The sequence below is a fragment of the Pseudomonas sp. PDM28 genome (genome assembly GCF_019219115.1).
Classification (GTDB): domain Bacteria; phylum Pseudomonadota; class Gammaproteobacteria; order Pseudomonadales; family Pseudomonadaceae; genus Aquipseudomonas; species Aquipseudomonas laurylsulfatiphila.
Genome location: NZ_JAHUWG010000003.1, coordinates 352,041 through 374,151, shown reverse-complemented (window position 1 = coordinate 374,151; position 22,111 = coordinate 352,041). Strand labels below are relative to the sequence as shown.

Annotated in this window: 17 protein-coding genes; 8 read left to right on the top strand and 9 right to left on the bottom strand. The window is 61.0% G+C overall.

From position 1 onward, the window contains the following. Window positions 1–109: 109 nt before the first annotated feature. Complete coding sequence (locus KW841_RS08100; protein WP_218475125.1) at window positions 110–856, bottom strand: 3-oxoacyl-ACP reductase family protein; 747 nt, start codon at window positions 854–856, stop codon at window positions 110–112. 124 nt (window positions 857–980) lie between these two features. Between KW841_RS08100 and KW841_RS08095 the strand changes: the two genes are divergently transcribed. Continuing rightward, on the top strand, window positions 981–1,904 hold the full coding sequence (locus KW841_RS08095; RefSeq protein WP_218475123.1) for a LysR family transcriptional regulator: 924 nt from the start codon (window positions 981–983) through the stop codon (window positions 1,902–1,904). A 132-nt stretch (window positions 1,905–2,036) separates the two neighbouring features. Here KW841_RS08095 and KW841_RS08090 read toward each other — a convergent pair whose 3' ends face one another. The 3 genes from KW841_RS08090 to KW841_RS08080 form a co-directional block, all read right to left on the bottom strand. After that, a complete protein-coding gene (locus tag KW841_RS08090; RefSeq protein WP_218475120.1) occupies window positions 2,037–2,765 on the bottom strand; it encodes an aspartate/glutamate racemase family protein in 729 nt (242 codons plus the stop codon). 56 nt (window positions 2,766–2,821) lie between these two features. Beyond that, window positions 2,822–4,363: an NCS1 family nucleobase:cation symporter-1 gene (locus KW841_RS08085; protein WP_218475118.1), complete on the bottom strand. Its 1,542-nt coding sequence runs from the start codon at window positions 4,361–4,363 to the stop codon at window positions 2,822–2,824. A gap of 566 nt (window positions 4,364–4,929) precedes the next feature. Further along, entirely contained in the window at window positions 4,930–5,670 is a 741-nt protein-coding gene (locus KW841_RS08080) for a phosphoadenylyl-sulfate reductase (RefSeq protein ID WP_218475116.1), read from the bottom strand. A 173-nt stretch (window positions 5,671–5,843) separates the two neighbouring features. Here KW841_RS08080 and thrH point away from each other — a divergent pair, with 173 nt between their 5' ends. Continuing rightward, a complete protein-coding gene (gene thrH, locus KW841_RS08075; RefSeq protein WP_218475113.1) occupies window positions 5,844–6,461 on the top strand; it encodes a bifunctional phosphoserine phosphatase/homoserine phosphotransferase ThrH in 618 nt (205 codons plus the stop codon). 112 nt (window positions 6,462–6,573) lie between these two features. Here thrH and pabB read toward each other — a convergent pair whose 3' ends face one another. From pabB to KW841_RS08055, 4 genes are all read right to left on the bottom strand, one after another. After that, window positions 6,574–7,917, bottom strand: a complete 1,344-nt coding sequence (pabB, locus tag KW841_RS08070) for an aminodeoxychorismate synthase component I (RefSeq protein WP_218475110.1) — start codon at window positions 7,915–7,917, stop codon at window positions 6,574–6,576. A 234-nt stretch (window positions 7,918–8,151) separates the two neighbouring features. Continuing rightward, window positions 8,152–9,138 carry an alpha-L-glutamate ligase-like protein gene (locus KW841_RS08065; RefSeq protein ID WP_007971543.1) on the bottom strand — a complete coding sequence of 329 codons (987 nt, stop codon included), beginning with the start codon at window positions 9,136–9,138 and terminating at the stop codon, window positions 8,152–8,154. Next, a complete protein-coding gene (locus KW841_RS08060; RefSeq protein ID WP_218475108.1) occupies window positions 9,138–10,673 on the bottom strand; it encodes an inactive transglutaminase family protein in 1,536 nt (511 codons plus the stop codon). Before KW841_RS08060 ends, KW841_RS08065 begins: the two co-directional genes overlap by 1 nt. Window positions 10,674–10,678: 5 nt before the next feature. Next, entirely contained in the window at window positions 10,679–11,215 is a 537-nt protein-coding gene (locus KW841_RS08055; RefSeq protein ID WP_218475106.1) for an ATP-dependent zinc protease, read from the bottom strand. A 296-nt stretch (window positions 11,216–11,511) separates the two neighbouring features. Here KW841_RS08055 and KW841_RS08050 point away from each other — a divergent pair, with 296 nt between their 5' ends. The 5 genes from KW841_RS08050 to prpF all read left to right on the top strand — a co-directional run bounded on the left by KW841_RS08050 (window position 11,512) and on the right by prpF (window position 18,476). Next, window positions 11,512–12,231, top strand: a complete 720-nt coding sequence (locus tag KW841_RS08050; RefSeq protein WP_007971537.1) for a GntR family transcriptional regulator — start codon at window positions 11,512–11,514, stop codon at window positions 12,229–12,231. Next, complete coding sequence (gene prpB, locus KW841_RS08045; RefSeq protein WP_046816178.1) at window positions 12,228–13,118, top strand: methylisocitrate lyase; 891 nt, start codon at window positions 12,228–12,230, stop codon at window positions 13,116–13,118. Before KW841_RS08050 ends, prpB begins: the two co-directional genes overlap by 4 nt. 163 nt (window positions 13,119–13,281) lie before the next feature. Beyond that, entirely contained in the window at window positions 13,282–14,409 is a 1,128-nt protein-coding gene (gene prpC / locus KW841_RS08040; RefSeq protein ID WP_046042905.1) for a 2-methylcitrate synthase, read from the top strand. 203 nt (window positions 14,410–14,612) lie between these two features. Further along, window positions 14,613–17,207 carry a Fe/S-dependent 2-methylisocitrate dehydratase AcnD gene (acnD, locus tag KW841_RS08035; RefSeq protein WP_102698814.1) on the top strand — a complete coding sequence of 865 codons (2,595 nt, stop codon included), beginning with the start codon at window positions 14,613–14,615 and terminating at the stop codon, window positions 17,205–17,207. A 66-nt stretch (window positions 17,208–17,273) separates the two neighbouring features. After that, the gene (gene prpF, locus KW841_RS08030; protein ID WP_007971529.1) at window positions 17,274–18,476 is read left to right on the top strand and encodes a 2-methylaconitate cis-trans isomerase PrpF; all 1,203 of its coding nucleotides are present in this window, start codon (window positions 17,274–17,276) and stop codon (window positions 18,474–18,476) included. Window positions 18,477–18,683: 207 nt separating this feature from the next. Here prpF and KW841_RS08025 read toward each other — a convergent pair whose 3' ends face one another. Continuing rightward, window positions 18,684–19,502, bottom strand: a complete 819-nt coding sequence (locus KW841_RS08025) for a pyruvate, water dikinase regulatory protein (RefSeq protein WP_007971527.1) — start codon at window positions 19,500–19,502, stop codon at window positions 18,684–18,686. Between the two features lie 174 nt (window positions 19,503–19,676). Between KW841_RS08025 and ppsA the strand changes: the two genes are divergently transcribed. Beyond that, the gene (gene ppsA, locus KW841_RS08020; RefSeq protein WP_007971525.1) at window positions 19,677–22,052 is read left to right on the top strand and encodes a phosphoenolpyruvate synthase; all 2,376 of its coding nucleotides are present in this window, start codon (window positions 19,677–19,679) and stop codon (window positions 22,050–22,052) included. Window positions 22,053–22,111: the final 59 nt, after the last annotated feature.

Genomic DNA, 22,111 nt, shown 5'->3' with positions numbered 1-22,111 from the left:
GGAGCGAGCCTGCTCGCGAAAGCGGTGTTTCAGCCAACATCAACGTGTCTGATACTCCCTCTTCGCGAGCAGGCTCGCTCCCACAGTTATTGCAGTTGACAGATATGCATCAGGCGCCGAAGCCACCATCGATGGTCAGGCTGGCCCCGGTGATGTAGCCGGCTTCCGGGCTGACGAGGTAGGCGACGAAGCTGGCGATCTCTTCGGCCTTGCCGTACCGGCCCACCGCCATCAACGGGATCAGGCTTTCCGCAAAGTCACCCTCGGCCGGGTTCATGTCAGTGTCGACCGGCCCCGGCTGCACGTTATTGATGGTGATGCCTTGCGGGCCGAGGTCACGGGCCAGGCCTTTGGTCAGGCCGACCAGTGCCGACTTGCTCATGGCGTACGGGCCGCCACCGGCAAAGGGCATGCGGTCGGCGTTGGTGCTGCCGATGTTGATGATGCGACCGCCTTCGGTCATGTGTTTGGCGGCGGCCTGGGTAGCAACGAACACGCTGCGCACGTTGATGGCCAGGGTCTGGTCGAAGTCTTCGAGTTTGAACTCGGCCAGCGGTGCGACGGCCAGTACGCCTGCATTGTTGACCAGGATATCCAGGCGACCGAAGGCCTCCACCGTGGCGGACACGGCGCCGCGGATCGCTTCCGCGTCGGCGCTGTCGGCCTTGATGGCCAGGGCTTTGCCGCCCTGGGCGGTGATGCTGTGTTGCAACTCTTCAGCTTTGGCTGTCGAGCTGACATAAGTGAAGGCAACGGTGGCGCCTTCAGCGGCCAGGCGCTTGACGATGGCTGCACCGATACCGCGGGAACCACCTTGAATCAATGCCACTTTGCCGCTGAGGTTCTGAGTAGTCATGTCGATCTCCAAGTCCCGAGGCGAGATGTCCCGGTTGATGGAGCCTAGTATTGATTCCGGATTACGAGCTGTGTAGACCCTGATTGCGATAGTCTATGTAAACCAAAAGTTTATAGTGGCGCCTATGGAAACCTTCAGCAGTATCGAATGCTTTGTGCGCAGCGCCGAGGTCGGCAGCTTCGCCGAAGCGGCACGACGTTTGAGCCTGACACCGGCGGCGGTGGGCAAGAGCGTTGCCAAGCTTGAGGCGCGCCTGGGCGTCAGATTGTTTCAACGCAGCACGCGCAGCCTGACGCTGACCGAGGCCGGTCAGTTGTTTCTCGGCGAAGTCAGCACCAGCCTGCACACCATCCAGAATGCCGTGGCCAACCTCGCCAGCGCCGGTGGGCAGCCAGCGGGTACATTGAAGGTCAGCATGGGAACGGTATTCGGTTGCCTGTACATAGTGCCGATGCTCGGCGAGTTTCTGCGGCGATTCCCGGCGATCAACCCGGACTGGCACTTCGACAACCGCCAGGTCGATCTGATCGGGCAGGGGTTCGACGCGGCCATCGGCGGCGGCTTCGAATTACCCCAGGGCGTAGTCGCGCGCAAGCTGAGTCCGGCGCATCGGGTATTGGTGGCCTCGCCGGATTACCTGGAGGCACATGCGTCAATCACCGAGCCGGACGACCTCAAGCACCACGACGGGATTCTGATTCGCTCGCCACAAACCGGTCGCGTGCGCTCCTGGCAATTGACCCATCGCAATCAGCAACACAGCCCGTTGACGCTCAAGGCGCGGATGACCATGAGCGATTCCGAGGCCGCGTGCGTCACGGCCGCGCAGGGGCTGGGCATCGCGCTGGTGAGCATGCCGTTTGCTGCGGGCTATCTGGAAACGGGAAGGTTGCAGCGGGTGTTGCCGGACTGGTACATCGACGACGGTTACACCTCCATCTATTACGCCGAACACAAACTGCTGCCCGGCAAGACCCGGGCGTTTGTCGATTTCATCATCGAGCAGTTTGCCGAGCGGGGGTTGGGGCAGAGGTTCAGTGCGGTTTGAGTCAGGCTCGGGACCGAGTCGTGGCCATCGCGGGCAAGCCACGCTCCCACAGGTTCTGCGTCGTATCGCGGTGATGAGAACGACGCAATACTTGTGGGAGCGTGGCTTGCCCGCGATGAACGATAACGCGGTCTACCGGGCAACCCCCCCCGGCCAGCCAATGATGTTTTTCGGCCGCGGCGTCGCATAGGTCCGCACCTTCGAGGTCGACAACCCCAGCCGCACCAGCGATTCGGCAATGGTCACCGCCGCCGTCACCCCATCCACCACCGGTACCCCGGTACGCCGGCGAATCTGCTCGTCCAGCCCGGCCATGCCACCGCAACCGAGGCAAATCACTTCGGCCTTGTCCTGGCTCACCGCCAGTTCGGCCTGATGCACGATGGCTTCCAGTGCGCGCTGCGGTTCGTGTTCCAGCTCCAGCACCGCCAGGCCGCTGGCCCGTACCGAGGCGCAACGATCCCACAGGCCGGAGAGCTTGAGGCGGTCCTCAATCAGCGGCACGGTGCGGTCGAGGGTGGTGACCACGGAATAGGCGTGACCGAGAAACATCGCCGTGCTGGCGGCGGCATCGGTGATGTCCACCACCGGTACGTTGAGCAATTCCTGCAAGCCTTCACGGCCGTGTTCGCCGTAGCCGGCCTGGATCACGGCGTCGAACGGCTGGTCGTAGGACATCACCCGGTCCATGACCGCGATGGCCGCCAGGTAACTTTCGAAGTTGCCCTCGATGGAGTCGGCGCCGAAGTGCGGGGTGAGGCCGACGATTTCCGTGCCGGGCGACGCGACGGCCTGTGCCGAGCGGGCGATGGCCTGGGTGATGGATTCGGTGGTGTTGACGTTGACCACGAGAATGCGCATGGGGAGTCCTTATTGCGGATGGTTCTGCGGCCCGACTTTGCCGGGCCGCCATGGAGTTAATGGCTGGCGTTTTCGACTGCGATGGCTTCGCCGCTGACATCGGCATAGTGCGGTTGGCGCTTGGCGATGATCAGGTAGAGCATTCCGGCGATGCCGGCACCAATCAGCCAGGAGAACGGCGACACGCTGTGGAACCCGGGCACCAGGGCCAGGACGATGGCGATCAGGGCAGCGGGAATGAACGCCGCCACGGCGCGCAAATTGACCCCGCGGCTGTAGTAATAAGGGCCGTTGGGGTCTTCGCTGTACAACTGCGGCACGTTGACCTGGCCTTTTCGTACAAGCCAGTAGTCGACCATGATCACGCCGTACAACGGGCCGAGCAGGGCACCGAGGCCGGACAGGAAGTACACGATCACCAGCGGGCTGTTGTAGAGGTTCCACGGCAGGATCAGCACGGCGATGGTGGCGCTGATCAGTCCGGCGCGACGGAACGTCAGGTACTTCGGCGCCAGGTTGCTGAGGACGAACGCCGGGGCGACGAAGTTGGCCATGATGTTCACCGCCACGGTGACGATGAGGAACGCCAGGCAACCGAGTACCAGGAAGAAGGTGTTGGGGATCGAGGCGATGATTTCGGTCGGGCTTTCGATGATCCGGCCGTTGATCTGAAACTGCGCGCCGCACAGCAGGACAGTGATGCTGGCGAACACCAGGATATTCACCGGCAAGCCCCAGAAATTTCCGACCTTGATGGTCTTGCGGCACGGTGAAGAGCGGGCGAAGTCGCAGAAGTTGAGGATCAAGGTGCCGTAGATCGCCAGCCACAGTGCGCCGCCGGCAAAGATATTGCGCCACATCTCACCACCGGTCAGCGGCTCACGGATCGACCAGGCAATGGTCGCGTTGGCCTGCAAGTACATCCACGCGGCGAGGGCGGCAACGGTCAGCAGAATCACCGGGCCGGCAAACGCCTCATAGCGCCGCACCATCTCCATGCCATAGGCCAGGATCGCCAGTTGCACGAACCAGATCGCGACGAAACACACCCAGCCCAGGGTCGACAGGCCGAGGATCGAGTCGTGGTCGTAGTCGGCGAATCCGGGATGGATCGCCGTCAATAGCACGCGAAAGACGACGGACGCGAGGTACGTCTGAATACCGAACCAGGCGATGGCGATCACGGCGCGGATCAACGCGGGAATCTGCGCCCCGTGAATGCCGAAACTGATCCGGCTGATGACCGGAAACGGAACCCCGGTCTTTTGTCCCATGTAGCCGGACAGGTTCATGAAGCAATACACCAGCGCCGCTCCGATCCCCAGGGACAACAGGATCTGCCAGCCGCCCAGGCCCAGGGCATACAGGCCGATGGCAAAGGAGTAGTTGGCAATGTTGTGAACGTCATTGGTCCACAAGGCAAAGATGCTGTAGCGGCCCCAGCGCCGGCCTTCGGCCTTGGTCGGTGCGAGGTCCTTGTTGTGCAGGCGGGGACTGAGCACCACGGGGGAGTGATGCGCCTGATGGTCGGCGGTGTGGGTGGAATGGGGGGAGGGTAGATCCAGCGCGATATTGTTGTTGGAGAGACTAGTACGCATTCCGGCAGGCTCCTGATGCTCGACGCCGCGATGACTGTGCATGAGCCTTGGCTCGACAAATCTTCGTCGCGGGTGGCGAATATCATTGGTTACGGGGCATCTGCAGCCTGTACGGGATAGGGCGCTTCAGGCTTGCGGATCTAAAGTGTGTGTATGTTTTGGAGTTATTGTATACAAAACATGTATGCACTTAAGCCAGATCCATGCCAGCCGAGCGTTCTATGAACGGCGCTGTTCATTTCGTTTTGTTATGGCTTTACGCCAAGTTATTGAAAAATTGACAATATAAATTGACCGTTTAAACAGGTATTTATTTTGAAGGGGGGATTCAGGAGGGCGTGGCGGCGCACGTCGGGGGGAGGAATGTAACTTTTGGGGGCGTGGAAACAAGAAGTGCACACAAAAATGGCACCTATGGTGACAATCGTGTGTACACGTTTTTTGAAGCTGCAGATAACACTGTAGGAGCGAGCCTGCTCGCGATGAACCCGAGAACACAGCGGGGTATCAGGCACCCCGCGTTATCGTTGACGACCATCGCGAGCAGGCTCGCTCCTACAGTGGGTTTACGCTTTGGACTTGCTGATGATATTCCCCGCGTGCAACCCGCATTCCTTCTGCGTCGCTTCTTCCCACCACCAGCGGCCTTCGCGCTCATGCTGGTTCGGCAGTACCGGGCGGGTGCAAGGTTCGCAGCCGATGCTGATGAAGCCGCGTTCGTGCAGGCTGTTGTACGGCAACTCCAGCATGCGGATGTAGCCCCAGATCTCTTCGCTGGTCATTTGCGCCAGCGGGTTGAACTTGTACAGGGTGCGTTCCGCGGTGGAGAACGCGCTGTCGATTTCCATCACCGCGACGGCGCTGCGGGTGCCGGGGCTCTGGTCCCGACGCTGGCCGGTGGCCCAGGCTTTCACGCCAGACAGCTTGCGGCGCAGCGGTTCGATCTTGCGGATGCCGCAGCATTCGCCATGGCCGTCCTTGTAAAAGCTGAACAGGCCTTTTTCCTTCACGAAGGGTTCGAGTTTCGTGTAGTCCGGCGACACCAGCTCAATGTCGATCTTGTAGTGCTCGCGTACCTGATCGATGAAGCGGTAGGTCTCTGGGTGCAGCCGGCCGGTGTCGAGGCTGAACACCTTGACGTTCTTGTTCAGCTTCCAGGCCATGTCCACCAGCACCACGTCCTCGGCGCCGCTGAAAGATATCCACAGGTCATCGCCGAACTCGGCAAACGCGAGTTTCAGGATGTCCTGGGCGGATTTGTTGGCATAGGTCGTGGCGAGTTCCACGACGTCGAACGTTGGGCTCATCAGGGCGGCTTCCTACAGGTCGGTGGCGCTGGGCGCTCTATATGGGGCCGATGGTAACAAAAAGCTGCGCGGGCCGGGGCATCCTCTGCGTTGCGCAGGCAGGCCCGAGTCGCTAGAGTTCGGCAATCTTTTTGCTCGCTCGACTCAATAATCAATACAAATGGGAGTGTCTTGTGGAAATTGCCTGTCTGGATCTTGAAGGTGTGCTGGTCCCGGAAATCTGGATCGCCTTCGCCGAAAAAACCGGGATCGAATCCCTCAGGGCCACCACCCGGGACATTCCCGACTACGACGTGCTGATGAAGCAACGCCTGCGGATTCTCGACGAGCACGGCCTGAAGCTCTCCGACATTCAGGAAGTGATCGCCACGCTCAAGCCGCTGGACGGCGCCATCGAGTTCGTCGACTGGCTGCGCGAGCGCTTCCAGGTGGTGATCCTGTCGGACACCTTCTATGAGTTCTCCCAGCCGTTGATGCGCCAACTGGGCTTCCCGACCTTGCTCTGCCATCGCCTGATTACCGACGACAGCGGTCGAGTCACGGGCTATCAACTGCGTCAGAAAGATCCAAAGCGTCAGTCGGTCCTGGCCTTCAAGAGTCTCTACTACCGGGTGATCGCGGCGGGGGATTCCTACAACGACACCACGATGCTGGGCGAGGCCGATGCCGGGATTCTGTTCCATGCGCCGGATAACGTGATCCGTGAATTCCCGCAGTTCCCGGCGGTGCACACGTTTGAAGACTTGAAGCAGGAGTTCATCAAAGCCTCCAACCGGGCCTTGAGTCTGTAGTCGTCTGACAGGGCCTCATCGCGGGCAAGCCACGCTCCCACAGGTTTTGTGTTGATCGCACAATTGTGGTTAGACACAAAACCTGTGGGAGCGTGGCTTGCCCGCGATGCGTTTAAAGGTTTTGCAGGGTATCGAGCAGCACCTTCACCTTGGTGATCGATTCCTGATATTCGGCCTGCCACTCGGAATCCGCGACTATCCCGCCACCGCCCCAGCAACACACCTGCCCGTCCTTGACCAGCAAACTGCGAATGGCGATGGAGCTGTCCATCTCGCCGCGCACGTCCAGGTACAACAACGAACCGCAATACAGGCCGCGTCGGGTCGGTTCCAGTTCGTCGATGATCTGCATCGCACGAATCTTTGGCGCGCCGGTGATCGAGCCGCCGGGGAAGCTGCCGGCGATCAGGTCCAGAGCGTCGCGATCATCCGCCAGTTCACCGGTGACGCTGCTCACCAGGTGATGCACGTTCGGGTAACTTTCCAGGCTGAACAACTCCGGCACCCGGACCGAGCCGATGCGGCAGGTCCGGCCGAGATCGTTGCGCAGCAGGTCGACGATCATCAGGTTTTCCGCGCGGTCCTTGGGGCTGGCCAGCAGTTCGGCGGCGTTCGCGGCATCTTGCTCAGGCGTCAGGCCCCGAGGCCGAGTGCCCTTGATCGGGCGGGTTTCCACATGGCGCTGGCTGACTTTGACGAAGCGTTCCGGCGACAGGCTGAGTACGGCATCGCCGTCAGGCAAGCTCTGGAAACCGGAAAAAGGCGTCGGGCACGCTGCGCGCAAGGCGCAGTAGGCGGCCCACGAGTCACCCTGGCAGGGCGCGCGAAAACGCTGGGCGAAATTGACCTGGTAACAGTCACCGGCCTGAATGTACTGCTGGATGCGCTCGATGGCCTGTTGATACTGGTCAGCGCTCAAGTCGGCGGTCATCGGGGTGAGCAGCTTGAAGGGCGCGACCGCTTCCGGTGCCGGTTGGCTGAACAGCTCGATCAGGCGCTGACGTTCGCTGTCGGGCAGGGTCGGGTGGAACACCAACTGGCTGGTCAGCGCGAGGTGATCGCTGATCAATGCCCAGCCGTACAGGCCGAAACGCGCGTCGGGCAGATGCAGGTCGTCACTGGCCTGGCTCGGCAGGCGCTCCAGATGTCGGCCGAAGTCGTAACTCAGGTAGCCGATCAACCCGCCGGCAAACGGCAACTCATAGGGTGCCGGCAAGGAGGCTTCGCCGAGGCGTGTCAGGTTATCGCGCAGGCGTTGCAGGAAGGCCTCGCCACTTTCGTCGGGTGCTACCGTCAGTTGTTCCAGCGGCCAGGCGCTGAGCAGGTCATAGCGGCCGCGGTCGGCGCTGGGGCGGCCGCTGTCGAGCAGCACGGCGCCCGGGGCATGGCGAATCGCCGCGAAGTAGTGGGCGGGGTTGGCGCGATAGGGCAGCGGGTGTACGGAGCAGGTCAACATGGGCGGGGGAGATCAGCCATTGAGGCGGGGTGGCGATTGTAGTCCCCTCGGAGAATTGCTCCTAGAGGGGATGTCGGGGATTGGCAGATTACGAGCGGCTGCGGGAAACCTGTGGCGAGGGGGCTTGCCCCCGTTGGGCTGCGCAGCAGCCCCCTAGTTTATCAGGTAGACCGAGTCAGCCTGGTTTGCGACGGCTGCGCCGCCGAACGGGGGCAAGCCCCCTCGCCACAGGGATCAACCCTCGACCGCAGGAATATGCCCAAACATCTCCTGCACAAACGCCACGCGCTCTTCGACCGTTTCGGTCGCGCCACGAGCCTTCAGGTCTTCCAGTCGTGCTTCTACCGCGTGAGTACGCAACGTCAGCCCGCAATCATTGGCAATCTGGATATTCAGCCCCGGCCGGGCGTTGAGCTCAAGGATCAGCGGGCCTTTTTCCTGGTCCAGGACCATGTCGACACCGATGTAGCCCAGCCCGCACAACTCATAACAGCCAGCGGCGAGTTTCATGAAACCGTCCCAGTAGGGCAGTTGCACGCCATCCACCGCGTTGGTGGTGTCCGGGTGTTTGTTGATGATGTTGTTCAGCCAGGTGCCGCGCAGGGTCAGGCCGGTGGCCAGGTCCACGCCGACGCCGATGGCGCCCTGGTGCAGGTTGGCCTTGCCGTTGGACTGGCGAGTCGGCAGACGCAACATGGCCATCACCGGGTAACCCATCAAGACAATGATGCGGATGTCCGGCACGCCTTCGTAGCTGATGCTCTTGAAGATCTGGTCCGGAATCACGCGGTATTCGATCAGCGCCCGGTCGCGGTGACCGCCCAGTGAATACAGGCCGGTCAGGATACTGGAAATCTGGTGCTCGATTTCTTCATGGCTGATGATCCGGCCGGACACCGTGCGATAACGCCCTTCGAAGCGGTCGGCGATGACCAGGATGCCATCGCCACCGGCGCCCTGGGCTGGTTTGATCACGAAGTCATTGCGTGCACCGATGATCTCTTCGAGGTTGTCGATTTCCTTCTCGGTGGAAATCACACCATAGAGCTCGGGCACATGGATGCCGGCGGCGATGGCGCGTTCCTTGGTGATGATCTTGTCATCGACGATCGGGTACAGGCTGCGCTTGTTGTACTTGAGCACGTAGTCTGCGTTGCGCCGATTGATTCCCATGATGCCCCGGGCTTCCAGGGCCTTCCAGGTCTTCCAGAAGCCGAACATCAGGCGTCAGCCTTTTTCAGGAAGGCCTTGAAACGCACCAGTTCGGTCAGGCGATAGCCGCGATAACGACCCATGGCCAGCATGAAGCCCACCAGGATCAGCAGGATCGCCGGGAAGGTGAACACGAAGTACACCAGTTCCGGCACGGTCATGATCAGGTGCGCCAGGGACGCGGCGAACAGCGTGCCAATGGCCACTTTCATGGCATGGCCACCGCCGCGCTCTTCCCAGGTGATCGACAGGCGTTCGATGGTCATGGTCAGGATCACCATCGGGAACAGTGCGACCGACAAGCCGCGTTCCAGGCCGAGTTTATGGCTGAGCAGGCTGATGGCCGCGATCAGTACTACCACGAAAGTCAGTACCACCGACAACCGCGGCAGCATCTGCAGTTTCAGGTGTTCGAGATAGGAGCGCAGCGACAGCCCCAGCGCCGTGATGATGGTAAACAGCACGATACCGAAGCCGAGCTGGGTTTCGCGGAAGGCCAGGGCGATCAGCACCGGGGTGAAGGTGCCCAGGGTCTGGATGCCGATCAGGTTGCGCAGGATCAGGATCACCAGTACGCCGATCGGGATCATCACCATGATCATGAAGGTCTGCTGGGTTTGCAGCGGCAGGCCGTACAACGAGTACTCGAGGAAGTTGGCGTCGGTGTTTTCGTCGGTCAGCTTGGCCAGGCGAATGGCGTTCATTTCGCTGTTGTTCAGGCTGAAGGTCACGTTGGCCTTCTTGCCGCCATCGACGGTGATCAGGTTTTCGTCGCCGGTCCACCACAGCAGGCGGTCGGTCGGCAGACCTTGCTCACCGGTTTCCGGGTTGAAGTACAGCCAGTCGGTGCCATTGAAACTGCGCAGCCACAGTTCCGGTACCTGCGGCTGGTCTGCCACCAGGCGGATGGTATGGACCTTCTCGATCGGCACGTGGGCGATGGACAGCAGCAGCTCGACGATTTTCGCCTTGTGCGCGGTGGATGGATCACCGGCCAGCAACAGTTTCACGTTGTCGTCGTTGAGGTTGTTGACCCGCTTGATGGCTTCGCCGACGAAGGTTTCGACGTCGGCCGAGTGCTGGCGAATCGGTGCGAGCAGGGCTTCGGCGGCGATTTTTTCCGGGCCTTCGATGGTGATGCTGTCGCGAAAGGTCGGGCCTTTGATCTTGGCCTTCTCGCCGGAATAACGCTTGGTCAGCACCAGGCGGTAGTACAGCGTCTGGTTGCCTTTGGCCCGGCGTGCCGACCAGGTGACCTTGCGGTTGCCGTCGACCCGGTTCACGGCTACGCCGTAATTATTGGAGATGAAGCTCTCGTTGAGGCTGACGAAGTCGCGGCTCAGCGGTGGCACGAACATCTGGATCTTGACCGGATCCTTGGCGCTGGCGACGAACTCGACCTTGGCGTCGATGTTCCACAAGTCGTCAGTGGCGTCTTCGGTCACCGGGATGCCCAGCACGAAGATCTGATAGGCCGTAACTGAAATGCCCAACACCACCAGGATGGCGATCAGCAGTTTCAGATGAAGGGTAAGAGAGCGCATTTGAATTACTCGGCGGTATGAGCGTCGGTGGTGCAGGCGGGTTTGCCGGCAGCATATTTAAGGCTGGGGTCAACCAGGGCATCGAAACGCTTGAGCGCTTCGGAGCCAATCAGGAGCGGGTATTGGAACGCGCTACGGTCGGTCAGGTTCACTTCGATGCTGCGCAGGGCCGAGCCCATGCAGATGTCCAGTTCGATCACGGGGCGGGCGGTGTACTTCTTGCCTTCCTCGGGGTCGTAGTCGCCGGCCCGGCGCTTGATCTTGCTGACACGGGCCAGCGGGCGTTCGATTGGGTGCGAATGGGCGGCGTCGATGGCCAGGTAAAACCGCACCCAGGATTCGCCGTTGCGTTTGAAACGTTTGATGTCTCGTGCGCTCAGGGAAGCGGTTTTCGCCCCGGTGTCGAGTTTGGCCGCCACTTCCAGGTCGATGCCATTGAGCGAGGCGTACTCATTGAGGCCATACACAGTCTTTTCCCCGGCCATTGCGAACCCGGGCAGGCAAAGTAAACAAAGGAAAGCAGGGAAGGGCTTGAGTCTCATAAATCCTGGTGCGCAGCGGTCCGACTTGATTCAAGGCCCTGGCATCGCTGCGCAAGCTCCCTCGTATGCCTGGCAGATCTTTATGACAGGCAGTGCAGATGTGACAAACAAATGCGGCGGCATTCTAGCACGGTGGTTTGATGGCGCCAGCGCTGGCCGGTGGCTATAAACCAGCAGGTTGCTTCGTTATGGTGCAACCGGTTATCAGAAGATTGTCGACAATATCGATTTATCCTTTGACTGTGCTCCCGGTATTCGTTAGTTTTTGCGGCATTGGCTCACAAGGTGTCGACAATATGCTGGATCAACTCGATCCCCCGGTTTCTACGCAAGACGATACGGAGACACTTTCCGAGAACGTCTTCCGCCGTATTCAGGCGGCTATCGTCAAAGGCGAGATCGCGCCGGGCAGCAAAATCTCCGAACCGGAGCTGGCGCGTACCTACGGCATCAGCCGGGGCCCGCTGCGCGAGGCCATCCATCGCCTGGAAGGCCAGCGCCTGCTGGTACGCGTGCCGCATGTCGGAGCGCGGGTGGTGTCGCTCAATCATGCCGAGCTGCTTGAACTCTACGAAATCCGCGAATCCCTGGAAGGCATGGCCTGTCGCCTGGCCGCCGAGCGCATGAGTCTCGAAGAAATCGACGAGCTGCGTCGGGTCCTGGAAACCCATGAGCGTGATGAGGCATTCCAGGCAGGTCGCGGCTACTACCAGCAGGAAGGCGATTTCGACTTCCATTACCGAATCATCCAGGGCAGCGGCAACCGCACGCTGACCCAAATGCTCTGCGGCGAGCTCTATCAATTGGTGCGCATGTACCGCATCCAGTTTTCCACCACGCCCAATCGCCCGCACCAGGCGTTCGCCGAGCACCACCGCATTCTCGATGCCATCGCCGACCGTGACGGTGAGCTGGCCGAGTTGTTGATGCGCCGTCACATCGGCGCCTCCAAACGCAATATCGCCCGTCATTACCAGGACGGCGTCAACCCGACAGCCAAACGAGGTGAGTCATGAGTTTGAACAAGAGCACACCAGGCCAGCGTTTCCGCGATGCGGTCGCCAGCGAACATCCACTGCAAGTGGTCGGCGCAATCAACGCCAATCACGCGCTGCTGGCCAAGCGCGCCGGTTTCAAGGCGATCTACCTGTCGGGTGGCGGGGTGGCTGCCGGCTCCCTCGGCTTGCCTGACCTGGGCATCACCGGCCTGGATGACGTGCTGACCGACGTGCGCCGTATCACCGACGTCTGCGATCTGCCATTGCTGGTGGACGTGGACACCGGTTTCGGTTCCTCGGCGTTCAACGTCGCTCGTACCGTCAAGTCGATGATCAAGTTTGGCGCGGCGGCGATTCATATCGAAGACCAGGTCGGCGCCAAACGCTGCGGCCACCGTCCTAATAAAGAGATCGTGACCCAGCAGGAAATGGTCGACCGCATCAAGGCTGCCGTCGATGCCCGTACCGATGACAGCTTCGTGATCATGGCCCGTACCGACGCCCTGGCGGTGGAAGGCCTGGAGTCTGCCCTGGATCGCGCCGCTGCCTGCATCGAAGCCGGCGCCGACATGATTTTCCCGGAAGCCATCACCGAACTTGAGATGTACAAGCTGTTCGCCAGCCGCGTGAAAGCGCCGATCCTTGCCAACATCACCGAATTCGGCGCGACCCCGCTGTACACCACCGAGCAACTCGCCGCTGTCGACGTGTCGCTGGTGCTGTACCCGCTGTCGGCCTTCCGCGCCATGAACAAGGCCGCGGAAAACGTCTACACCGCACTGCGCCGCGATGGCACGCAGGCGAATGTCATCGACACCATGCAGACTCGCATGGAGCTTTACGATCGCATCGACTACCACACCTTCGAGCAGAAGCTCGATGCGTTGTTTGCCGCGAAGAAGTAACGAACACCTTGTACCTGTAGGAGCGAGCCTGCTCGCGATAGACGTCAACGATGACGCGGGAAGCCTGATACCCCGCGGTGTGCCGTCCACCATCGCGAGCAGGCTCGCTCCCACAGAAGAGCAATGAGTTTCCCCTAAAAATTTCAAAAAATTGGAGACAGCAATGGCCGAAGCAAAAGTACTCAGTGGCGCCGGGCTCCGTGGCCAGGTTGCCGGGCAAACCGCACTGTCCACCGTGGGCCAGTCGGGTGCCGGTCTGACCTATCGTGGTTATGACGTACGTGAACTGGCGGCTGACGCACAGTTCGAAGAAGTCGCCTACCTGCTGCTGTACGGCGAACTGCCGAGCAAGGCGCAACTGAATGCCTACATCACCAAGCTGAGCAAGCTGCGTGACCTGCCTCAAGCGCTGAAAGAAGTTCTGGAACGCATCCCCGCCGACGCCCACCCGATGGACGTGATGCGCACGGGCTGCTCGTTCCTGGGCAATCTGGAGCCGGAGAACAATTTCTCCGAGCAACACGACAAGACCGATCGCCTGTTGGCTGCGTTCCCGGCGATCATGACTTACTGGTATCGCTTCAGTCACGAAGGCAAGCGCATCGATTGCGTCAGCGACGAGCAGTCCATCGGCGGCCACTTCCTGCACCTGCTGCACGGCAAGAAACCAAGCGAGCTGCACGTCAAGGTGATGAACGTTTCGCTGATCCTCTATGCGGAGCACGAGTTCAACGCGTCGACCTTCACTGCACGTGTTTGCGCATCCACCCTGTCCGACCTGTATTCGTGCATCACCGCGGCCATCGGCTCGCTGCGTGGCCCGTTGCATGGCGGCGCCAACGAAGCGGCGATGGAAATGATCGAGCGTTTCTCGTCGCCGGAAGACGCGATCAAGGGCACCCTCGGCATGCTCGAGCGCAAGGACAAGATCATGGGCTTCGGCCACGCGATCTATAAGGACAACGATCCGCGCAACGAGGTGATCAAGGGCTGGTCGAAAAAACTCGCCGACGAAGTGGGGGACAAGGTGTTGTTCCCGGTCTCCGAAGCGATCGACAAGACCATGTGGGAGCAGAAGAAGCTGTTCCCGAACGCCGACTTCTACCATGCCTCGGCGTACCACTTCATGGGCATCCCGACCAAGTTGTTTACACCGATTTTCGTCTGCTCGCGCCTGACCGGCTGGGCTGCACACGTGTACGAACAACGCGCCAACAACCGCATCATCCGTCCAAGCGCCGAATACACCGGCGTTGAACAGCGCAAGTTCGTGCCAATCGAACAGCGCTGAATGGTGGAGGCTAAGCACTGATATTGAAGTTCACCGAAATCCCTGTGGGAGCGGGCTTGCCCGCGATAGCGGTGGGTCAGTCGACATGTATGTTGGATGTGACTCAGTCATCGCGAGCAAGCTCGCTCCCACAGTGGATGGTGTGAACTTCAAGTCTGGTGCCAGGCCCCACCTTTTGTAACTACCGTGACCGAGTCCTGACGATGAACACACAATTCCGTAAACCGCTACCTGGCAGCCACCTGGATTACTTCGATGTCCGCGCAGCGGTCGAGGCGATCCAGCCTGGCGCCTACGACACCCTGCCGTACACCTCCCGTGTGCTGGCGGAAAACCTTGTGCGTCGCTGCGACCCGGCCACGCTCACCGAATCCCTGAAGCAATTCATCGAGCGCAAGCGCGACCTCGATTTCCCGTGGTTCCCGGCCCGCGTGGTGTGCCACGACATTCTCGGCCAGACCGCGCTGGTCGACCTCGCCGGCCTGCGTGACGCCATCGCCCTGCAAGGCGGTGACCCGGCGCAAGTCAACCCGGTGGTGCCGACCCAGCTGATCGTCGACCACTCCCTGGCCGTCGAGCGTGGTGGCTTTGATCCGGACGCGTTCGAGAAGAACCGCGCCATCGAAGACCGTCGCAACGAAGACCGCTTCCATTTCATCAACTGGACCAAGAAGGCGTTCAAGAACGTCGACGTGATCCCGCCGGGCAACGGCATCATGCACCAGATCAACCTGGAGAAAATGTCTCCGGTGATCCAGGTGCGTGACGGTGTGGCCTTCCCTGATACCTGCGTCGGTACCGACAGCCACACCCCGCACGTCGATGCGTTGGGCGTGATCGCCATCGGTGTCGGTGGTCTCGAAGCCGAAAGCGTGATGCTCGGCCGCGCATCGTGGATGCGTCTGCCAGAAAGCGTTGGCGTCGAACTGACCGGCAAGCTGCAACCGGGCATCACCGCCACCGACATGGTGCTGGCGCTGACCGAGTTCCTGCGCAAGCAGAAAGTCGTTGGCGCATGGCTGGAGTTCTTCGGCGAAGGCGCCTCCGCGCTGACCCTCGGCGACCGCGCAACCATCTCCAACATGGCCCCGGAATACGGCGCCACCGCGGCGATGTTCTACATCGACCAGCAGACCATCGACTACCTCAAGCTCACCGGCCGTGAAGACGAGCAGGTGCAGTTGGTCGAGAACTACGCCAAGCAGGTCGGCCTGTGGGCTGACAGCCTCAAAGGCGCGCAGTACGAGCGCGGCCTGACGTTCGATCTGTCCTCGGTCGTGCGCAACATGGCCGGCCCGAGCAACCCGCACGCCCGTGTGGCGGTTTCGGATCTGGCTGCCAAAGGCATCTCCGGCCAGTGGGACGATGTGCCGGGGCAAATGCCGGACGGCGCGGTGATCATCGCCGCCATCACCAGCTGCACCAACACCAGCAACCCGCGCAACGTGATCGCCGCCGGCCTGCTGGCGCGCAACGCCAACAAGCTCGGCCTGACCCGCAAGCCTTGGGTCAAGTCGTCCCTGGCACCGGGTTCGAAAACCGTGGCGCTGTACCTCGATGAAGCCGGCCTGACCGAAGAGCTGGACAAGCTCGGCTTCGGCGTCGTGGCTTTCGCCTGCACCACGTGCAACGGCATGTCCGGCGCACTGGACCCGGTGATCCAGCAAGAGATCATCGACCGCGACCTGTACGCCACTGCGGTGTTGTCCGGCAACCGTAACTTCGACGGCCGCATTCACCCGTACGCCAAGCAAGCGTTCCTCGCGTCGCCGCCCTTGGTGGTTGCCTATGCGATTGCCGGCACCATCCGTTTCGACATCGAAAAAGACGTGCTGGGCGTGGTGGATGGCAAGGAAATCCGCCTGAAAGACATCTGGCCAAGCGACGAAGAAATCGACGCGGTGGTCAAGGCGTCGGTGAAACCGGAGCAGTTCCGCCAGGTATACATCCCGATGTTCGCCATCCACGAAGACACCGGCCCGAAAGTCGCGCCGCTGTACGAGTGGCGTGAAATGAGCACCTATATCCGTCGTCCGCCGTACTGGGAAGGCGCGTTGGCCGGTGCTCGTCCGCTCAAGGGTATGCGTCCGCTGGCGGTGCTGCCGGACAACATCACCACCGATCACCTGTCGCCGTCCAACGCGATCATGATGGACAGCGCCGCCGGCGAATACCTGGCGAAAATGGGCCTGCCGGAAGAGGACTTCAACTCTTACGCGACTCACCGCGGTGACCACCTGACGGCGCAGCGCGCCACCTTCGCCAACCCGAAACTGTTCAACGAAATGGTTCTGGAAAACGGCAAGGTCAAGCAGGGCTCGCTGGCCCGTGTCGAGCCGGAAGGCAAAGTGATGCGCATGTGGGAAGCCATCGAAACCTACATGGATCGCAAGCAGCCGCTGATCATCATCGCCGGTGCCGACTACGGTCAGGGTTCGTCCCGCGACTGGGCGGCGAAGGGCGTGCGTCTGGCGGGTGTGGAGGCGATTGCCGCCGAAGGTTTCGAGCGCATTCACCGCACCAACCTGGTGGGCATGGGCGTGTTGCCGCTGGAGTTCAAGCCGGGCACCAACCGCCACACCCTGGCCATCGACGGCAGCGAAACCTACGACGTGATCGGCGATCGCACGCCGCGCGCCGAGCTGACGCTGGTGATCCATCGCAAGAACGGGGAGCGCGTCGATGTGCCGGTGACCTGCCGCCTCGACACCGCCGAAGAAGTGTCGATCTACGAGGCCGGCGGCGTGTTGCAACGCTTCGCCCAGGACTTCCTCGAAGAGTCGGCGGTTGCCGTTTAACGCACGCAACACAGACACGGGACTTCAAGTCCCGTGTCTGCTTTCAGATCAGGAGTAACGAGCACCATGGCTCACGCAGCTACGTTTCCAAAGCAAATAAGGATACCCGCCACTTACATGCGCGGCGGCACCAGCAAAGGCGTGTTCTTCAGTCTCAAGGACCTGCCTGAAGCGGCACAGGTCCCGGGCCCGGCCCGCGACGCGTTGCTGCTACGCGTGATCGGCAGCCCCGACCCGTACGACAAACAAATCGACGGCATGGGCGGCGCGACCTCCAGCACCAGCAAAACCGTGATCCTGTCGAAAAGCACCAAGGCCGATCACGACGTCGATTACCTGTTCGGCCAGGTGTCCATCGACAAGCCCTTCGTCGACTGGAGCGGCAACTGCGGCAACCTGTCGGCGGCGGTCGGTTCGTTCGCGGTCAGCAACGGCCTGGTGGACGCCAGCCGTATCCCGCATAACGGCGTAGCCGTGGTTCGCGTGTGGCAGGCCAACATTGGCAAGACCATCATCGCCCACGTGCCGATCACTGATGGTGAAGTGCAGGAGACCGGCGATTTCGAACTCGACGGCGTGACCTTCCCGGCGGCCGAAGTGCAGATCGAGTTCCTCGATCCGGCAGCGGAAGAAGAGGGCGGCGGCGGTTCGATGTTCCCCACCGGCAACCTGGTCGATGACCTGGAAGTGCCCGGCGTCGGCACCTTCAAGGCGACCATGATCAATGCCGGAATCCCGACGATTTTCGTCAATGCCGAAGACATCGGCTACAAGGGCACCGAGTTGCAGGGCGCGATCAACGGCGACCCGAAAGCCTTGCTGATGTTCGAGACCATCCGTGCCTACGGCGCATTGCGCATGGGCCTGATTGCCAACATCGACGAAGCGGCCAAGCGTCAGCACACGCCGAAAGTCGCCTTCGTGGCCAAGCCGGCGGACTACGTGGCGTCCAGCGGCAAGGCGATTGCCGCAGGTGATGTCGACCTGCTGGTGCGTGCGTTGTCCATGGGCAAGTTGCACCACGCAATGATGGGCACGGCGGCCGTGGCGATCGGTACGGCTGCAGCGATTTCCGGCACTTTGGTGAACCTCGCGGCAGGCGGTATCGAACGCAACGCGGTGCGCTTCGGACACCCGTCCGGCACCCTGCGCGTCGGCGCCGAGGCCAGCCTGGTCAATGGTGAATGGACCGTGAACAAGGCGATCATGAGCCGCAGTGCGCGGGTATTGATGGAAGGGTTTGTGCGGGTGCCGGGGGATTCGTTCTAAACCCTATCTGAAACTCAACACAAGACCCTGTGGGAGCGGGCTTGCCCGCGAAGAGGCCGGCACATCCAAAATGGGAGTTGGCTGATACACCGCTATCGCGGGCAAGCCCGCTCCCACAGGTTTTCTGGTGTTGGCAAATATTGCATTCAAACCAAAACCTGTGGGAGCGAGCCTGCTCGCGAAAGAGCCAGAACCGACCCGGGAGATTTACTTGAAACGCCGCTCCACACCTTTCTCCACGAGAATCTTCGCGGAGATCTCTTCCACGGAAAAATGCGTGGAGTTGATGTGCGGAATGTTTTCGCGGCGGAACAGGTTCTCGACCTCGCGCACCTCGAACTCGCACTGGGCGTAGCTCGAATAGCGGCTGTTGGGCTTGCGCTCGTTGCGGATCGCAGTGAGGCGATCCGGGTCGATGGTCAGGCCGAACAGCTTGTGTTGGTGGGCGCGCAGGGCGTTTGGCAGTTGCAGGCGTTCCATGTCGTCTTCGGTCAGCGGGTAGTTGGCCGCGCGGATGCCGAACTGCATCGCCATATACAGGCACGTCGGCGTCTTACCACATCGCGACACGCCCACTAGTATCAGGTCGGCCTTGTCGTAATAGTGCGTGCGGGCGCCATCGTCGTTGTCGAGGGCGAAGTTAACGGCCTCGATACGTTCCATGTAATTGGTGTTGGCGCCGATGGAGTGGGACTTGCCGACGGTGTAGGAAGAATGCTCGGTCAGTTCCTGTTCAAGCGGCGCCAGGAACGTCGAGAAAATGTCGATCATGAAACCATTCGAGGTGGCGAGAATCTCACGAATGTCCTGATTGACGATGGTGTCGAAGATAATTGGACGGAAACCGTCGGTTTCGGCGGCTTTGTTGATTTGTTGTACCATGGCCCGCGCTTTGTCCACGTTGTCGATGTACGGCCGCGTGACCTTGCTGAAGGTAATGTTTTCGAACTGCGCCAGAAGGCTTTGACCCAGGGTTTCGGCGGTAATGCCGGTACCATCGGAGATAAAGAAAGCAGATCGTTTCATTTGCACCTTGGGCCTTAAGCTAGTAACGAATCTTGGATATGATAGGCGCGATTTGCCGGCCGCCAATGGCCCGCATTCTCACTTATTTTCCAGGTCCAGGCCATATAGCCGGTAAATGCTCACTTAAGCAGCCGGTTTCTGAGCTTTTCCAACACAGTTAGTGGAGAGATCACCTTGGTAGAGTACGTAGTTTCCCTCGATAAGCTCGGCAAACACGATGTTGAGCATGTGGGGGGCAAGAACGCATCCCTGGGCGAGATGATCAGCAACCTTGCGGGTGCCGGTGTATCGGTGCCCGGCGGCTTCGCCACGACCGCTCAGGCTTATCGTGATTTCCTGGAGCTGAGCGGCCTGAATCAGCAGATTCACGACGCACTCGATGCCCTGGACGTCGATGACGTGAATGCCCTGGCCAAGACCGGTGCCCAGATCCGTCAATGGATCATGGAAGCCGAGTTCCCTGAAAAACTGAATGCCGAAATCCGTACCGCGTTCGCCACGCTGTCCGCCGGCAACCCTGACGTGGCCGTGGCCGTGCGTTCTTCCGCTACCGCCGAAGACCTGCCGGACGCTTCCTTCGCCGGTCAGCAGGAAACCTTCCTGAACATCCGTGGTGTCGAAAACGTCATTCGCGCCGCCAAAGAGGTGTTCGCCTCGCTGTTCAACGACCGTGCCATTTCCTACCGCGTGCACCAGGGCTTCGACCACAAGCTGGTCGCCCTGTCGGCCGGCGTGCAGCGCATGGTCCGCTCCGAAACCGGCACCGCCGGCGTGATGTTCACCCTCGATACCGAATCGGGCTTCCGTGACGTGGTGTTCATCACCGGCGCCTACGGCCTGGGTGAAACCGTCGTTCAAGGCGCGGTGAACCCGGATGAGTTCTACGTGCACAAAGGCACATTGGCCGCCGGTCGTCCGGCCATCCTGCGCCGCAACCTGGGCAGCAAGGCCATCAAGATGATCTACGGCGACGAGGCCAAGGCCGGTCGCTCGGTCAAGACCGTCGACGTGGACAAGGCCGAACGCGCACGCTTCTGCCTGACCGACGCTGAAGTCAGCGAGCTGGCCAAGCAGGCGATGATCATCGAGAAGCACTACCAGTGCCCGATGGACATCGAGTGGGCCAAGGACGGTGACGACGGCAAGCTGTACATCGTGCAGGCCCGTCCGGAAACCGTGAAGAGCCGCACCCAGGCCAACGTCATGGAACGCTACCTGCTGAAAGAAACCGGCACCGTGCTGGTTGAAGGTCGCGCCATCGGCCAGCGCATCGGCGCCGGCAAGGTCCGCATCATCAAGGACGTGTCCGAGATGGACAAGGTCCAGCCAGGCGATGTACTGGTGTCCGACATGACCGACCCGGACTGGGAACCGGTCATGAAGCGCGCCAGCGCCATCGTCACCAACCGTGGCGGCCGTACCTGCCACGCGGCGATCATCGCTCGTGAGCTGGGTATTCCAGCGGTAGTCGGTTGCGGCAACGCCACCCAGCTGTTGAAAGACGGCCAGGGCGTGACCGTTTCCTGCGCTGAAGGCGACACCGGTTTCATCTTCGAAGGCGAACTGGGCTTCGACATCAAGAAGAACTCCGTGGATGCCATGCCGGAGCTGCCGTTCAAGATCATGATGAACGTCGGCAACCCGGACCGCGCCTTCGACTTCGCACAACTGCCGAACGCCGGTGTGGGCCTGGCCCGCCTGGAGTTCATCATCAACCGCATGATCGGCGTGCACCCTAAAGCACTGTTGAACTACGACGGTCTGCCGCTGGACATCAAGGAAAGCGTCGACAAGCGCATCGCCGGTTACAACGACCCGGTCGGCTTCTACGTCGAGAAACTGGTCGAAGGCATCAGCACCCTGGCGGCTGCGTTCTGGCCGAAGAAGGTCATCGTGCGTCTGTCGGACTTCAAGTCCAACGAATACGCCAACCTGATCGGCGGCAAGCTGTACGAGCCGGAAGAAGAGAACCCGATGCTGGGCTTCCGCGGTGCTTCGCGTTACATCAGCGAATCGTTCCGCGACTGCTTCGAACTCGAATGCCGCGCCCTCAAGCGCGTGCGCAACGAGATGGGCCTGACCAACGTCGAAATCATGGTGCCGTTCGTTCGTACCCTGGGTGAAGCGAGCCAGGTGGTCGATCTGCTGGCGGAAAACGGTCTGGCCCGTGGCGAAAACGGCCTGCGCGTGATCATGATGTGCGAACTGCCGTCCAACGCCATCCTGGCTGAAGAATTCCTCGAGTTCTTCGATGGTTTCTCCATCGGTTCCAACGACCTGACCCAGCTGACCCTGGGCCTGGACCGCGATTCCGGTATCATCGCGCACCTGTTCGACGAGCGTAATCCGGCGGTCAAGAAGCTGCTGGCCAACGCCATTGCCGCCTGCAACAAGGCCGGCAAGTACATCGGCATCTGCGGTCAGGGTCCTTCGGACCACCCGGACCTGGCCAAGTGGCTGATGGAGCAGGGCATTGAAAGCGTTTCGTTGAACCCGGACTCCGTACTGGAGACCTGGTTCTTCCTGGCAGAGGGTCAGGCGCAGGCTTGACCCCGTGTGAACGGACCGCTCACATGCCTTTGTAGGAGCGAGCCTGCTCGCGATGGACG

Excerpts from the sequence above, each read along its gene's own strand:
- KW841_RS08100 (WP_218475125.1), bottom strand. The coding sequence starts at position 856 with ATGACTACTCAGAACCTCAGCGGCAAAGTGGCATTGATTCAAGGTGGT.
- KW841_RS08095 (WP_218475123.1), top strand. The coding sequence starts at position 981 with ATGGAAACCTTCAGCAGTATCGAATGCTTTGTGCGCAGCGCCGAGGTC.
- KW841_RS08090 (WP_218475120.1), bottom strand. The coding sequence starts at position 2,765 with ATGCGCATTCTCGTGGTCAACGTCAACACCACCGAATCCATCACCCAG.
- KW841_RS08085 (WP_218475118.1), bottom strand. The coding sequence starts at position 4,363 with ATGCGTACTAGTCTCTCCAACAACAATATCGCGCTGGATCTACCCTCC.
- KW841_RS08080 (WP_218475116.1), bottom strand. The coding sequence starts at position 5,670 with ATGAGCCCAACGTTCGACGTCGTGGAACTCGCCACGACCTATGCCAAC.
- pabB (WP_218475110.1), bottom strand. The coding sequence starts at position 7,917 with ATGTTGACCTGCTCCGTACACCCGCTGCCCTATCGCGCCAACCCCGCC.
- KW841_RS08065 (WP_007971543.1), bottom strand. The coding sequence starts at position 9,138 with ATGTTCGGCTTCTGGAAGACCTGGAAGGCCCTGGAAGCCCGGGGCATC.
- KW841_RS08060 (WP_218475108.1), bottom strand. The coding sequence starts at position 10,673 with ATGCGCTCTCTTACCCTTCATCTGAAACTGCTGATCGCCATCCTGGTG.
- KW841_RS08055 (WP_218475106.1), bottom strand. The coding sequence starts at position 11,215 with ATGAGACTCAAGCCCTTCCCTGCTTTCCTTTGTTTACTTTGCCTGCCC.
- KW841_RS08050 (WP_007971537.1), top strand. The coding sequence starts at position 11,512 with ATGCTGGATCAACTCGATCCCCCGGTTTCTACGCAAGACGATACGGAG.
- prpB (WP_046816178.1), top strand. The coding sequence starts at position 12,228 with ATGAGTTTGAACAAGAGCACACCAGGCCAGCGTTTCCGCGATGCGGTC.
- prpC (WP_046042905.1), top strand. The coding sequence starts at position 13,282 with ATGGCCGAAGCAAAAGTACTCAGTGGCGCCGGGCTCCGTGGCCAGGTT.
- acnD (WP_102698814.1), top strand. The coding sequence starts at position 14,613 with ATGAACACACAATTCCGTAAACCGCTACCTGGCAGCCACCTGGATTAC.
- prpF (WP_007971529.1), top strand. The coding sequence starts at position 17,274 with ATGGCTCACGCAGCTACGTTTCCAAAGCAAATAAGGATACCCGCCACT.
- KW841_RS08025 (WP_007971527.1), bottom strand. The coding sequence starts at position 19,502 with ATGAAACGATCTGCTTTCTTTATCTCCGATGGTACCGGCATTACCGCC.